We start from the raw sequence: 13,755 nt of genomic DNA, 5'->3' as shown, positions 1-13,755 counted from the left end.
TCCTCGATGCCCCGCATATCAATTCAATACCATTTCTTCAGATCCAGCCCCGTGTACATCGAGGCGACCTGTGGCCCATAACCGTTGAACAGGCGGGTCGGAATGCGCTCGGCGAACACCCGGTTGGCGGTGCCGGCGATGCGCCGTTCGGTCTTCTGGCTCCAGCGCGGGTGGTCGACGGCGGGGTTCACGTTGGAGAAGAAACCGTACTCGGACGGTTGCAGCTCATGCCAGGCGGTTTCCGGCATCTTCTCGACGAAGCGGATCGCCACGATCGACTTGATGCTCTTGAAGCCGTACTTCCACGGCACCACCAGCCGCAGCGGCGCGCCGTTCTGCTGCGGCAGGGGCTTGCCGTACAGGCCGGTCGCCAGCAGGGTCAGCGGGTGCATCGCCTCGTCGATGCGCAAGCCCTCCTTGTAGGGCCATTCGATCGAGCGATAGCGGATGCCGGGCATCTGCACCGGGTCGGCCAGGGTGGTGAAGGCGACGTAACGCGCCTTCGAGGTCGGGGCGAACTTCTTCAGCACCGCGCCCAGCGGCACGCCGAGCCACGGAATCACCATCGACCAGCCTTCCACGCAGCGCAGCCGATACACGCGCTCTTCCGGGGCCAGGCCCTTGATCAGATCCTCCAGCGCGAGCTTGCCCGGACGCTCGCACTCGCCGCCGACCACCACCGACCACGGCGAGGTGCGCAGGGTCTTGCGGGCGGTGGAGGGATCCGCCTTGCCGGTGCCGAACTCGTAGAAGTTGTTGTAGCTGGTGATGTCGTCGTAGCGGGTCGGCGGCTCGTCGGTGCGGAAGCCCGAACGGGCCTGCTCCGGGGTGATCGCGGCCCGGGGCGGGGCGGGTGGCTCGGCGTCGGCGCAGCCGGCCAGGGTGAGGGCGGGGCCGAGCGCGAGGGCCCGCAGCAGGTCGCGGCGCTGGCGGTAGACCGTCTCGTCGGTGATCTGCGAGGCGGGGATCCTGAGGGCATCCCGGAGGGACATGGGGGGACTCCAAGCGGAAAACGTGGATACGCACAACAGAGGCGCGGATTGGCCAGAAGGTTTCGCCGGATCCGGCGCCGCCCGGCGGGTGGCAGCTTCCGTTTATACGCCGGACAGGCGTGGACGACACTGAAAGGCCAAGCGAGGCGGCAAAGGTTGCCCCTGCAACTGATGCACTGCGGCATACTACGGATTCCCCGTTCAGGTGCCCTATGACGCGCGCGTACAACTTCAGTGCCGGTCCCGCCACCCTTCCCGAACCGGTACTGCGGCAGGCCCAGGCCGAAATGCTGGAATGGAACGGGGTCGGCGCGTCGATCGTCGAAATCAGCCACCGCAGCGCGGATTTCATCGCCGTGGCCGCCCAGGCCGAGGCGGACCTGCGGACCCTGCTGTCGATTCCCGACGATTACGCCATGCTGTTCCTGTCCGGCGGCGCGACCACCCAGCAGGCGCTGCTGCCGCTCAATTTCGCCGCGCCCGGGCAGGCGGTCGACTACGTGGTCAGCGGCCACTGGGGCAAGACCGCGATCAAGCAGGCCAAGCCGTACGTGGCCGTCAACATCGCCGCCGATGGCGAGCCCGGCGGATTCCGCGATATCCCGGCCCGCGCCGGCTGGCGCCTGAGCGCCGATGCCGCCTACATCCACATCACCGCCAACGAGACCATCCACGGCCTCGAGTTCCGCGACGTGCCGGAGGTGGGCGAGGTGCCGCTGTTCGCCGATTTCAGCTCCAACATCGCCGCCGAGCCGCTCGATGTCTCGAAGTTCGGGCTGATCTACGCAGGCGCGCAGAAGAACCTCGGGCCGGTCGGCATCTCGGTGGTGATCGTGCGTCGCGATCTGCTGGAGCGCGCCGGCCAGCCACGCGCGGACATCTTCGACTACCGCTCGCACGCCGCACGCGATTCGATGCTCAACACGCCGCCGACCTGGAACTGGTACCTGCTCGGACTGACCGTGAAGTGGATGTTGGACGAAGGCGGTGTGGCCGAATTCGCGCGCCGCAACGCGGCCAAGTCGGCGCTGGTCTACCAGGCGATCGACGGCTCCGGCGGTTTCTATCGCAATGAAGTCGCGGTGCCCGTGCGTTCGCGCATGAACATCCCGTTCTTCCTGCCGGACGAGGAACTGACCGCGCGCTTCGTCGCCGAATCGAAGCAGGCCGGCCTGCTGGCGCTGAAGGGACACAAGGCGGTCGGCGGCATCCGCGCCTCGCTGTACAACGCCATGCCGCTGGCCGGCGCGCAGGCGCTGGCGGATTTCATGCGCGACTTCCAGCAGCGCAATGGTTGAACCACGGCAATGCAGGAGCGACGCCGGTCGCGACTGACGTCGCTTCCACTGGAAACATCAGGAAACAGGAACATGGCCGCAAAGCCCAAGAAGACCGCAGGCAAGCCAGCCAAGGCCGCCGCCAAGCCCACCATCGCCGCGCCGGTACTGGCCGACGTGCGCGCCAAGATCGACGGCATTGATCGCCAGATCCAGGAACTGATCGCCGAGCGCGCGCGCTTCGCCCACCAGGTCGGCAAGGCCAAGGGCAAGCTGGCCGCGGCGGTGGATTACTACCGGCCCGAGCGCGAGGCGCAGGTGCTGCGGATGGTGGTGGACCGCAACGAGGGACCGCTCAGCGACGAGGTGCTGGTGCATGTGTTCCGCGAAATCATGTCCGCCTGCCTGGCCCAGCAGGAGCCATTGAAAATCGGCTTCCTCGGACCGGAAGGCACCTTCAGCCAGCAGGCCGTGCTCAAGCATTTCGGCCGCTCCGCGCATGGGCTGCCGCTGGCGAGCATCGAGGAAGTGTTCCAGGAAGTGGAAAGCGGCAACGCCGACTTCGGCGTGGTGCCGGTGGAGAACTCGGGCCAGGGCACCATCCAGGTCACCCTGGACATGTTCCTGACCTCCAACCTGAAGATCTGCGGCGAAGTCGAACTGCGGGTCCACCAGTTCCTGCTCTCGCGCACCGGCCGCATCGACGACATCGAACGCATCTACGGCCATCCGCAATCCTTCGCCCAGACCGCCGGCTGGCTGCGCGCCAACCTACCGAAGGTCGAGAAGATTCCGGTGTCGAGCAACGCCGAGGGGGCCCGTCGCGCGCGCAATTCCGACGATGCCGCCTGCATCGCCGGCGAGAGCGCCGGCCATGTCTACGGCCTGAAAAAAGTGGTGATGAGCTCCATCCAGGACGACAAGGACAACACCACGCGGTTCCTGGTCATCGGCCGCAGCATCTTCCCGCCATCCGGCCACGACCGCACCTCGGTGCTGGTGTTCATCCACGACAAGCCGGGCGCGCTGTTCGACGTGCTCAGCCCGTTCGCGCGCCACGGTATCAGCATGAACCGGATCGAGTCGCGCCCCTCGCACCACGCCAAGTGGGAGTACGGCTTCTTCATCGATCTGGCCGGCCACGTCGACGACGAAGGCATGAAGCAGGCACTGGCCGAACTCAAGGCGCACTCCGCCCAGATCAAGGTCCTGGGCTCCTATCCGGTGGCGGTGCCTTGAGATCGGGGATTGGAGAGTCGGGATTGGGGATTCGTGAAAGCGGCCCCGACCCACTCTCCGCCCTGCACCGAATCCCCCAATCCCGAATCACGAATCACGAATCCCCAATGAAAGACTGGATTGCTTCCCCCGGACAGCCGCTGCGTGGCGAGCTGACCATTCCCGGCGACAAGTCGGTGTCACATCGCGCGATCATGTTCGCCGCGCTGGCCGATGGTGTCTCGCGGATCGATGGTTTCCTGGAAGGCGAGGACACCCGCGCCACCGCCGCGATCTTCCAGAAGCTCGGCGTCCGCATCGAGACGCCCTCGCCGTCGCGCCGCATCGTGCATGGCGTGGGCGTGGATGGGCTGAAGGCGCCTGCCGGCGAACTCGATTGCGGCAACGCCGGCACCGGCATGCGCCTGCTGGCCGGCCTGCTGGCGGCGCAGCCGTTCGACAGCGTGCTGGTGGGCGATGAGTCGCTGTCGCGCCGGCCGATGCGGCGCATCACCGGGCCGCTGGCGCGGATGGGCGCGCGCATCGATACGGAAGAGGGCGGCTTGCCGCCGCTGCGCATCCATGGCGGCCAACCGCTGCATGGCATCGACTACACCCTGGAAGTCGCCAGCGCGCAGGTGAAGTCGGCCGTGCTGCTGGCGGGCCTGTACGCACAGGGCGACACCGTCGTGCACGAACCGCATCCCACCCGCGATTACACCGAGCGCATGCTGGCCGCGTTCGGCGCCGGCATCGAATTCTCACCCGGCCATGCGCGCCTGCGCGGTGGCCAGCGCCTGCGTGCGACCGATGTGGTGGTGCCGGCGGATTTCTCTTCCGCGGCGTTCTTCCTGGTCGCCGCCAGCATCGTGCCCGGCTCGGAACTGCGCCTGCGCGCGGTCGGCCTCAATCCGCGCCGCACCGGCCTGCTGGCCGCGCTGCGCCTGATGGGCGCGGACATCCGCGAGGAAAACGCGGCGCGACAAGGCGGGGAGCCGGTCGCCGACCTGGTGGTGCGGCATGCGCCGCTGCGCGGCATCGAAGTGCCGGAGGCGCTGGTGCCGGACATGATCGACGAGTTCCCGGCGCTGTTCGTGGCCGCGGCCTGCGCGGAAGGTCCCACGGTGGTTCGTGGCGCGGCCGAGTTGCGGGTGAAGGAGTCCGATCGCCTGGCCACCATGGCCGCCGGCCTGCGGACCCTGGGCCTGCAGGTGGATGAAACGCCGGATGGCGGCACGATCCACCCCGGCGCCCTCCACAGTGGCCGCATCGACAGCCATGGCGACCATCGCATCGCCATGTCGTTCGCGGTCGCCGGCCAACGCAGCCTGGGCGAAGTGCAGGTGGGCGACATCGCCAACGTCGCCACCTCGTTCCCCGGTTTCGACACGCTGGCCACCGGTGCCGGCTTCGCCCTGCGGCCGGCCTGAGTTCCGCAACGCCCCTGTAGGAGCAACGCAAATCGCGACAGGGACTCATTCCGGAGTTGATACGGTCGCGACTCATGTCGCTCCTACACAACCCGCCAACAAAAAGGGAAGCCGTTGCCGGCTTCCCTTTTTGTTGGGCGGATTCAGAACGGCGTCAGATCGGCTTGAAATCCACCGGCACCTGCACCGTGCTGGCGACGCCCTTGCCGTTGCGCATGGCCGGTTCGAAGCGCCACTTGCGCACGGCCTGCACGGCGGCGCGGTCCAGATCGCGATTGCCGCTGCGGCGAATCACGTCGACATCGACCGGCTGGCCGTTGGCATCCAACTCGGCACGCACCATGACGGTACCGCCGACACCGGCACGCAACGCGGCGGCCGGGTATTGCGGCGAAGGATTGCCCGCCAGCAGGCGCGGTGCCTGCGAACGCGGCTGGCGCTCGGCCGATGCGGACATGCGGCGGGCGTCGGCTCTCGATTGATCGGTGCGAGCGGTCGTGGCCGGTCCACGCTCATCGGGTGTCGTGGTGGCCGGTGCCGTCACCGGCGGGGCTGCACTTTCCAGCGGCAGCGTGGCGGGTTGTCGCTGCTTGTACCAGGCCAGTCCCGCCGCCACCACGGCGATGAGAGCGATCACCCACAACAGGAGCAGGGATGCGTTCTTTTCCCGCGGCGGCGTATCGGTCGCCTCGACGGGACTCCATTCGGGCTGGTGATGTGTCTGCGCCATGGAAAACCTCCTCGTCCACGCGTTGTTGCGTTGGGTTCGAGTCTTGCACGGAGGTTTGTTGGCATCGCGTGAGTGGCCGGTAAAGCCACCCGGATCGGGAAAGTCGTGATTCAGCTGGCGCGCCGCCGGTTCAGCTGCGCGCCAGTTGCAGCCTCATTGCTGCAGGTTGAAGTCGATCGGAACGACCACGCTGGATGCGACGGGCTGGCCATCGCGCTGGGCGGGATTGAAGCGCCAGCGGCGGACCGCGTCGAGCGCGGCGCGATCCAGATCGCGGGAACCGCTGCGGGTCTCGATGGACACGTCGGTGGGCACGCCATCGGCGCCGACGTCGACCCGCACCATCACCGTACCGGCATCGCCACGGCGCAGCGCGGCGGCCGGATAGTCGGGCGGGGGCGTCTGGCCCGCCATCGGCACCGGCTGATCACTGGGTGCCAGCGCCACGCCGGCGGCAGGGACCACGGGTGCGTCCGGCGCCGCGGGTGCGGCCGGCGCGGGGGCTTCCTCGATCGGCGTCGGCATCGGCGCCTGCTGCTCGACCAGTTGCGGGCGCTCGTTGCCATCCTGGCGGGGTTCCTCCAGGCCGCTGGCGCCGCCGCGCGCGGGCAGGGGTTCGGGCAGGGCCTCCACCACCGGCTTGTTGCCCTCGGCGGTGGCTTCCGGCTGATAGAAGCCGTCATCGCCACGGCCGGCCAGCCAGACGATCACGAACAGCAGCAGACCGGCGCCAAAGGCGATGCCGGCGATGCGCAGGGTGCGGTGGGGCAGGCGGAACACGAGTTCGGAATCCGGGGATTCGCGGGAAGCGGACATGGAAGGCACCGTGATGGCTGCGCCGATTCTGCCACGCCCGGGGTGAACGCCGCGAGGCATGAGGGGGGATAAAAGGCGATAATCGGCCTCCCGCCGCATATCCGCTCCGATTCCCATGCTCGATCCCGCATTGCTCCGCACCCAGACCGCCGAACTCGCCCAACGCCTGAAGGACAGCCGGGGCTTCGACCTGGACGTGTCCCGGCTGGCCGAACTGGAGTCGGCGCGCAAGCAGATCCAGAAGCGGACCGAGGAGCTGCAGAACCTGCGCAACACCCGCTCCAAGGCGATCGGCCAGGCCAAGGCCAAGGGCGAGGACGTGTCCGCGCTGATGGCCGAAGTGGCCGGCTTCGGCGATGAACTCAAGGCTTCCGAAGTGAAGCTGGAGGAAATCCGTGGCGAGATCGAGGCGATCGCGCTGGGCATTCCCAACCTGCCGCACGCCAGCGTCCCGAACGGCGAGGACGAGGGCCAGAACGTCGAACAGCACCGCTGGGGCAACCCGCCGGCATTCGACTTCCCGGTCAAGGACCACGTCGAACTCGGGGCCCGCCATGGCTGGCTGGATGGCGACACCGCGGCCAAGATTTCCGGCGCGCGCTTCACCGTGCTGCGCGGCCAGCTGGCGCGCCTGCACCGCGCGCTGGCCCAGTTCATGCTGGATTTGCATACCGGCGAACACGGCTACGAGGAAACCAACGTGCCGCTGATCGTCAATGCCGAGAGCCTGTATGGCACCGGCCAGTTGCCGAAGTTCGAAGAAGACATGTTCAGCACCCGGCTGGGCGAGCACACGCGCTACCTCATCTCCACCTCGGAGATTTCGTTGACCAACATCGTCCGCGACGAGATCGTCGACGATGCGCGCCTGCCGCTGCGCATGACCGCGCATTCGCTGTGCTTCCGCTCCGAGGCCGGCAGCAGTGGTCGCGACGTGCGCGGTTTCATCCGCCAGCACCAGTTCGAGAAGGTCGAACTGGTCTCGATCGCGCGCCCCTCGGAAAGCTACGACGAACACGAGCGCATGACCCGCAGCGCCGAGGTGGTGCTGGAAAAGCTGGGCCTGCCGTACCGCCGCATGCTGCTGTGCTCGGGCGACATGGGTTTTTCCGCCACCAAGACCTACGACCTGGAAGTCTGGCTGCCCTCGCAGCAGACTTACCGCGAGATTTCCTCCTGCTCCAACTGCGAGGATTTCCAGGCCCGCCGCATGCAGGCGCGCTGGCGGAATCCGGCGACCGGCAAGCCCGAACCCGTGCATACGCTCAACGGTTCCGGCACCGCGGTGGGACGCGCCTTGATCGCGGTCATGGAGAACTACCAGAACGCCGATGGCTCGATCACCGTGCCGGAGGTCTTGCGTCCCTACATGGGCGGCGCCGAACGCATCGCCTGATCCACCTGGCCGGCTAGGCGGAAGCCCGCTTCGCTGCTCCCCTTCGAAGAAGGGGGACCGAGGGGGGATCTGCTCTTCCCTCAGCGCACCGTCAGCGCCGCGCCACCCGCTGCAACACCTGTGGACGGGTCAGATCGCGCAGGGCGTCCCTGCCCACCCAGCGCTCGGTGGCGTCGTCCGAGGCCGCCAGCCGGCGCGCCAGCGCAACCGCTGGTGCATGCAGCCCGGCGCGACGCTGGCCGATGGCCCGCAACGCCCAGCTGACTGCTTTCTTGACGAAGTTGCGCGGATCCGCGGCGGCGTCCTCGATCAACCGCAGCCCGTCGGCGAACGCTTCGTCCGGCGCCCGTTTGTCATGGACCGCCAGGCCGGCGAGCAGGGCGAACGCCGCGCGTTTCTCGAACTCGCCGCGCCGCCGGCTCCATTGCCGCGCCTTGCTCCAGGCATGCGGTGTGCGGTCGAACAAGTGGAAGCAGAGGGTGTCGCAGATCGCCCAGTTGTCGAACTCCCTGCACCAGCGATCCATCTGCATGGCGCCCAGCTGCGCTGGCTCGCTGACGAATGCCACCAGCAGACGCGCTTCGTACACACCGGTATCCCACAGGACCGGCGCCAGCGCGTGCTGGCGGCCGATGCGTTTGCCGATGGCCTGGATCCTCGCCATCGGAACGCCCAGCGCGTGCTTGTCGGGAATACCGAAACGGCCGAGGCCCTCGCGATGGGAGGGATTGGCTTCCCGCCGCAGCATTGCCAGGACCTGTCCGACGTCGACCGGCGCGGGGATCGCGTCCGGGCGGGAACCGCGGCGTGAGGGCTTCTCGATGGCAGGCATGGGTGGATCGCGTTCCGGTGCGCGCAAGCATAGCGACATGAAGGTACACGCGCCCCCGCTGGCAAGCCGGCGAAAAAAAGGGCCCGCTTGCGCGGGCCCGGAGAGGGAACTGCGGAACTGGCGGAGAATGCCGTGTGCTCAGGCCGCCAGTCGCTGCGGGCCGGGAATCGAGGCCAGCGCGGCGGCCATGGCATCGGTCCGGTGCTGCGGCGAATAATTCACGCCCTCGGCGCGGACGAACTCCACGTCGGTGATGCCCATGAACCCCAGCACGAACTTCAGATAGGGCTCCTGGAAGTCGCTGGCGGCGCCGCTGTGGATGCCACCGCGACCGCTGGCGATGATCACCTTCTTGTTGCCGGCCAGGCCTTCCGGGCCCTTCTCGGTGTAGCGGAAAGTGCGACCGGCCACCGCGACCCGGTCAATCCAGGCCTTGAGGGTGGAGGGAATGCCGAAGTTGTACATCGGCGCCCCGATCACCACCACGTCGGCCTCCAGGAACTGGCGCAGGGTTTCCTCGGAGGCCGCGGCCACCTCGGGATCGACCTTGGCCAGCACCGGGCCGGTCAGATGGGGCAGGGGTTCGGCGTCCAGGTCACGATAGGTGACCTTCAGACCGGGCACCTCGTCCTGCCAACGGGCTACGATGGCGGCGGTAAGTTGGCGGGTGACCGAGTTGTCGGCCAGCGCGCTGCTGTCGATGTGCAATAGTTTCATGATGGCTTTGTCCGGCGAATGCGGCCGTGCCGCGTTGGGTGCCATCCTGGGCTGTTGCGAAAATAGGATAAAGCTGGTCTAATATCACTGATTGTTCTGATTATGGAACTATAGTCATGCAGCACGACCTCAACGACCTGTACTACTTCGCCATGGTGGTCGATCACGGTGGCTTCGCCGCCGCCGAACGCGCCCTCGGCATTCCCAAATCACGCCTGAGCCGGCGCATCAGCCAACTGGAAACGGATCTGGGCGTGCGCCTGCTGCAGCGGTCGACCCGCCGCTTCGCGGTGACCGACGTCGGCATGAGCGTCCATCGCCATGCGCAGACCATGCTGGCCGAGGCGCAGGCCGCGCGCGAGGTGGTGGATCGCCTCAGCGCCGAACCGCGCGGGGTGGTGCGCGTCAGCGTGCCGGTGGCGGTGGCGCAGATGCAGTTGCCGAAGATCCTGCCGAAGTTCCTCGACAAGTACCCCAAGGTTCGTCTGCAACTGCACGTCAACAACCGTCGCGTCGATATCATCAACGAAGGCTACGACGTGGCGCTGCGCGTGCGCGCCAAACTCGACGACGACGGCAGCCTGGTGATGCGCAGCTTCGGCCAGATCCAGGAACTGCTGGTCGCCAGTCCCAAGTACCTCAACCGCGCCGGACGCCCGCAGGCGCCGGAGGACCTGGCCGAGCACGTCACCCTGAGCATCAGCGAGGACGAGGCGCGCCAGCGCTGGGAACTGCATGGCCCCAACGGCGAAGTGCGCCGGGTGGAATTGCAGCCGCGCCTGGCCGGCTTCGATTTCCCATTGCTGCAGGCCATGGCGAAGGACGGCTACGGCGTCACCCTGTTGCCGGAAACCGTCTGCGCCGAAGCCGTGCGCAAGGGGGAACTGGAGGTCGTGCTGCCGGAATGGTCGTTGCCGCAGGGCATCTGCCACGCGGTGTTCGCGTCCCGCCGCGGCCTGCTGCCGGCGGTGCGGGTGTTCATCGACTTCCTGGCCGAACACCTGCCGCAGCAAATCGAGGCCTCGCGCCTGGACTGCGGTGGCAAATGCTCCGAAGCCGCGGAAAAGGCACTGGAACTGGCCATCGACAATGCCAAGGCCGGCAAGGTCAAGAAGGCCTCGTAAGCACGCGACGCGGCTTCATGCGAAAATGCGCGCCGGTCGCAACGACCATCGACTTCAGGTTGATGGCCAAACCGGCGAACCGACACGCAGTATCGGCGTGGTGTTGAAAATGCAACGGAGAGATGGCCGAGCGGTTTAAGGCACCGGTCTTGAAAACCGGCGAAGGGTCAAACCTTCCGTGGGTTCGAATCCCACTCTCTCCGCCAACCCTGCACGGAACGCTCCCGATGGGGGCGTTCGCATATCCGCCTGCAGGATTGTCAGGGCGAGTGCCTGCGGACCGGAATCCGCGCAGGCGTCATTTCTTCTTCTTCGCCTGCACGCAGTTCTCCAGCCACAGCATCCGCTTGAAGTCGTCATAGCGATGGAAGCTGCCGGTGAACGTCGCGTAGTCACCCTTGCGGAAGGTCAACACGTTGGCGAGCTGGTTGGCGTTGAACAGGCAGGCCACGCCCACGCGCGGTTGATCGTCGCCGGGTACCTTGATCAGCACGTCGCTTTCGTCGGGAATGTCGAAGGAAACGTTGTACTCCGCGCCGTCTTCCTGGATGTAGTCCACCCGTCCCTTCAGACTGTACTTGCGCCCCTTGTGGCGGGCATTCACCGCCAGCGAATTGCCCTTGGCCTCGCGGGCGATTTCGCGGGAGAACACGTAGACGTCCTTGAAGGTGGTGTCGGCCACGTTCTGGGTGCGCGCGCCCTGCGCGCCGGCCAGCCTGCCTTCCTTGCCGCTCTTCATCTTGGCCAGCAACTGGCACATGTAGGGCCGCATGGCATCGGCCTTGGCGAACTGGCCCTTCTCGGTCTTGACGGTCATTTCCACCACCGCCGCGCCGCCTTCTTCGCTGACATTGATCAGCGTCGGCACCGCGCGGGTGAAATTGGTCGAGCGCTGTTCCACCAGCATGGTGCCGGTGCCGGCATCCTCGGTGATGACGTCCATCTTTTCGGCGATCATGATGCCCCGCAGTTGCCCCATCGCATCCGCCACGGACAGATCGGGAACGGTCACCTTGCTGGAAAAATCCGCCCCCGAGAACACGCTGCCGGACTTGCTGAAATTGTCCTCGCATTCGCCGGCCGAAGCGACGGAAGCCGCGCCGGCCAGGGCAAGGGGAAGCAGGGAAAAAAGTTTGCGCGCCATGGAATCCTCGGGTGATGGAAGTCGTCGTCCGGTCCGTGAAGCGAAGGCTTCCCGGCGTTGTCCGTCCAGTGGGAACGGGCGGATCTTTCGGGGTGCCGGAATCCCGCCGCCATCGGGCAGTGACGAACGGCACCGGCGGCGTGACGAACGCCATCGATGCGTGGCGATCCTCGAAAAAGGCGTCCGGATGCCTGTACGGCGGACCGGCGTGGCGGTAGGGTGGCGCCGTGGACAAGCGCCCCTTCAAGATTCCCCTGATCGTCTGGATGGTCCTGCTGTGGTGGACTGCCTACTCGGTGATGTTCGCCAGCCAGGTCGTCGCCATGGGCGACACCGACGGCAAACCCATCGCGTGGTCGCGCGCGCTGCACTTCAGTTTCGGCGGCTGGATGACCTGGGTGCCCTTCAGTCTGGGCATCCTGTGGCTGGTGCGGCGGTTCCCGATCGAGCGGGGGGCGGTGCTGCGCGCGCTGGCGGTGCAGTCGCTGGGAGTGCTGGCGATCATCGTCCTCAAGGCCGCCTATGTGTACGTCACCGATCCGGTGTTCGAGTGGTACGACGAACTTCCAGGATTCGGCGAGGTGTTGCTCACCAGTGTCCGCAACAACTTGATGACCGCGTGGACGGTGATCGGGGTGGCGCATGCCTTCGTCTACTACGAACGCGCGCGCGAGCGCGAGAAGCGGATCGCCGACATCGAAAGAAGCCTGGTCTCCACCCGGCTCGAAGCCCTGCGTGCCCAGGTCAATCCCCATTTCCTTTTCAACGCGCTGAATTCGGTGGCGGAGATGGTGCACGTGGACAGGGACCTGGCCGATCGCATGCTGGTGTCCTTGTCCGCGCTGCTGCGTGACGGATTGAAACAGGACGAAGTGCAGGAGCGACCGCTGCGGGATGAACTCGCGGTAGTGGACCATTACCTGATGATCGAGAAGATCCGCCTGACCAGTCGCCTGCAGGTGCGCCGCGAAATCGACACGGGGAGCCTGGATGTCCCGGTGCCGGTGCTGATCCTGCAGCCACTGGTGGAGAACGCCATCGTCCATGGGATTGCGCGCCGCAGGTCGCCGGGTTGGCTGCTGATTCGGGCGGAGGTGGCCGATGGGCGGTTGCGGCTGGCGGTGGAAAACAGCCGCGAGCTGGAAGCCGGTACGGTGGCGGGCAACGGGGTCGGCCTGCGTGGTGTTTCCGGTCGTTTGCAACTGCTCTATGGGCCGCGCGCCCGGTTGTTGCAACCGGAAACCGCGCCGGATCGGTACGTGGTCGAACTGGAGATTCCCTTGCCTGCGACCGCGACCAAACCGGCTGCGCAGGCACTGGAGCGGGTGGCGTGACCCTGAAGGCCGCCATCGTCGACGACGAACCGCTGTCGCGCGCGCGTCTGCGCCGGCTGCTCGAAAAGGTGGCCGGGACCAGCATCACCGTGGTTGCCGAATGCGTGGATGTGGAGGAACTGCTAGGTACGGCACGCGACGGCGCCATCGACGTGTTGTTCCTGGACATCGAGATGCCGGGCGGCGACGGCTTTTCCGCGCTCGCGCGTTGGCGCGGCCCGGCGCCGCTGGTGGTGTTCGTCACCGCCTATCACGAACATGGCGCGCGCGCCTTCGATGCCCGTGCCGTGGACTACCTGCTGAAGCCGCTGTCCGCCGAACGCCTGCAACAGGCGGTGGAGCGGTTGCGCGAGCGGCTGGCGTTGCAGGGCCTGCAGACGGCGGCCATCGATGACGGCGTGCGCCGGATACCGCTCCAGATCGGGCAACGCGTGCAGTTGGTGCCCGAGAGCCAGATCAATGTCGTCGAAGCGCAGGGCAACTATCTGGATGTCGATTGCCAGCAGGGACGCTATACGCTGCGGCGTACACTGGCTTCGTTCGAGGCGGAGCTGGACGCGCTGGCGTTCCTGCGGGTGCATCGCTCCACCATCGTCCGCACCGGCGCGATCCGGGAGATCATGCCGATGGGGTCGGGCCGCTATCGGCTGGATCTGCACACCGGCAGGCGGCTGATCAGCGGGCGCAACTACCGCGAGCAGATCCATGGATTGATCCGGCGCGGCGTTCCGACCCCGGGCTAGCG

At 66.9% G+C, this 13,755-nt stretch carries 13 protein-coding genes and 1 tRNA gene; 8 read left to right on the top strand and 6 right to left on the bottom strand.

The window, feature by feature from the left end:
* Window positions 1-23: 23 nt before the first annotated feature.
* Window positions 24-992, bottom strand: a complete 969-nt coding sequence (msrP, locus tag AC3DE2_RS17570; RefSeq protein WP_488427214.1) for a protein-methionine-sulfoxide reductase catalytic subunit MsrP — start codon at window positions 990-992, stop codon at window positions 24-26.
* 212 nt (window positions 993-1,204) lie between these two features.
* Between msrP and serC the strand changes: the two genes are divergently transcribed.
* The 3 genes from serC to aroA all read left to right on the top strand — a co-directional run bounded on the left by serC (window position 1,205) and on the right by aroA (window position 4,917).
* Complete coding sequence (gene serC / locus AC3DE2_RS17565) at window positions 1,205-2,290, top strand: 3-phosphoserine/phosphohydroxythreonine transaminase (protein ID WP_488427213.1); 1,086 nt, start codon at window positions 1,205-1,207, stop codon at window positions 2,288-2,290.
* A gap of 72 nt (window positions 2,291-2,362) precedes the next feature.
* Entirely contained in the window at window positions 2,363-3,508 is a 1,146-nt protein-coding gene (gene pheA / locus AC3DE2_RS17560; RefSeq protein WP_295382212.1) for a prephenate dehydratase, read from the top strand.
* A gap of 107 nt (window positions 3,509-3,615) precedes the next feature.
* On the top strand, window positions 3,616-4,917 hold the full coding sequence (aroA, locus tag AC3DE2_RS17555; protein WP_295382213.1) for a 3-phosphoshikimate 1-carboxyvinyltransferase: 1,302 nt from the start codon (window positions 3,616-3,618) through the stop codon (window positions 4,915-4,917).
* Between the two features lie 154 nt (window positions 4,918-5,071).
* Here the strand turns inward: aroA and AC3DE2_RS17550 are convergent, their stop codons facing one another.
* Complete coding sequence (locus tag AC3DE2_RS17550; RefSeq protein WP_295382214.1) at window positions 5,072-5,647, bottom strand: energy transducer TonB; 576 nt, start codon at window positions 5,645-5,647, stop codon at window positions 5,072-5,074.
* A gap of 153 nt (window positions 5,648-5,800) precedes the next feature.
* Window positions 5,801-6,463, bottom strand: coding sequence for an energy transducer TonB (locus AC3DE2_RS17545; protein WP_295382216.1), 663 nt, complete (start codon window positions 6,461-6,463; stop codon window positions 5,801-5,803).
* Window positions 6,464-6,578: 115 nt separating this feature from the next.
* On the opposite strand from AC3DE2_RS17545, the gene serS reads away from it, so the two are divergent.
* On the top strand, window positions 6,579-7,859 hold the full coding sequence (gene serS / locus AC3DE2_RS17540; RefSeq protein ID WP_295382218.1) for a serine--tRNA ligase: 1,281 nt from the start codon (window positions 6,579-6,581) through the stop codon (window positions 7,857-7,859).
* A 91-nt stretch (window positions 7,860-7,950) separates the two neighbouring features.
* Here serS and AC3DE2_RS17535 read toward each other — a convergent pair whose 3' ends face one another.
* A complete protein-coding gene (locus tag AC3DE2_RS17535; RefSeq protein ID WP_295382219.1) occupies window positions 7,951-8,691 on the bottom strand; it encodes a DNA alkylation repair protein in 741 nt (246 codons plus the stop codon).
* A 138-nt stretch (window positions 8,692-8,829) separates the two neighbouring features.
* Window positions 8,830-9,408, bottom strand: a complete 579-nt coding sequence (locus AC3DE2_RS17530; RefSeq protein WP_295382220.1) for an FMN-dependent NADH-azoreductase — start codon at window positions 9,406-9,408, stop codon at window positions 8,830-8,832.
* A 116-nt stretch (window positions 9,409-9,524) separates the two neighbouring features.
* On the opposite strand from AC3DE2_RS17530, the gene AC3DE2_RS17525 reads away from it, so the two are divergent.
* Together AC3DE2_RS17525 and AC3DE2_RS17520 are read left to right on the top strand one after the other, a co-directional pair.
* Complete coding sequence (locus AC3DE2_RS17525) at window positions 9,525-10,532, top strand: LysR family transcriptional regulator (protein WP_295382222.1); 1,008 nt, start codon at window positions 9,525-9,527, stop codon at window positions 10,530-10,532.
* A gap of 116 nt (window positions 10,533-10,648) precedes the next feature.
* Window positions 10,649-10,738 (top strand) — tRNA-Ser (locus AC3DE2_RS17520).
* A gap of 92 nt (window positions 10,739-10,830) precedes the next feature.
* Here AC3DE2_RS17520 and AC3DE2_RS17515 read toward each other — a convergent pair.
* Window positions 10,831-11,676 carry a hypothetical protein gene (locus AC3DE2_RS17515; protein ID WP_295382224.1) on the bottom strand — a complete coding sequence of 282 codons (846 nt, stop codon included), beginning with the start codon at window positions 11,674-11,676 and terminating at the stop codon, window positions 10,831-10,833.
* Window positions 11,677-11,903: 227 nt separating this feature from the next.
* On the opposite strand from AC3DE2_RS17515, the gene AC3DE2_RS17510 reads away from it, so the two are divergent.
* Both AC3DE2_RS17510 and AC3DE2_RS17505 read left to right on the top strand, forming a co-directional pair.
* Window positions 11,904-13,010: a sensor histidine kinase gene (locus tag AC3DE2_RS17510; protein ID WP_295382226.1), complete on the top strand. Its 1,107-nt coding sequence runs from the start codon at window positions 11,904-11,906 to the stop codon at window positions 13,008-13,010.
* A complete protein-coding gene (locus AC3DE2_RS17505; protein ID WP_488427212.1) occupies window positions 13,007-13,753 on the top strand; it encodes a LytR/AlgR family response regulator transcription factor in 747 nt (248 codons plus the stop codon). The genes AC3DE2_RS17510 and AC3DE2_RS17505 overlap by 4 nt, the downstream gene beginning before the upstream one ends.
* The last annotated feature ends 2 nt before the right edge of the window (window positions 13,754-13,755 follow it).

The organism is Pseudoxanthomonas sp. 68-E7, assembly GCF_057773145.1.
Note: the sequence above shows the minus strand (reverse complement) of the source record. Positions and strands in the feature narration are given on the sequence as shown.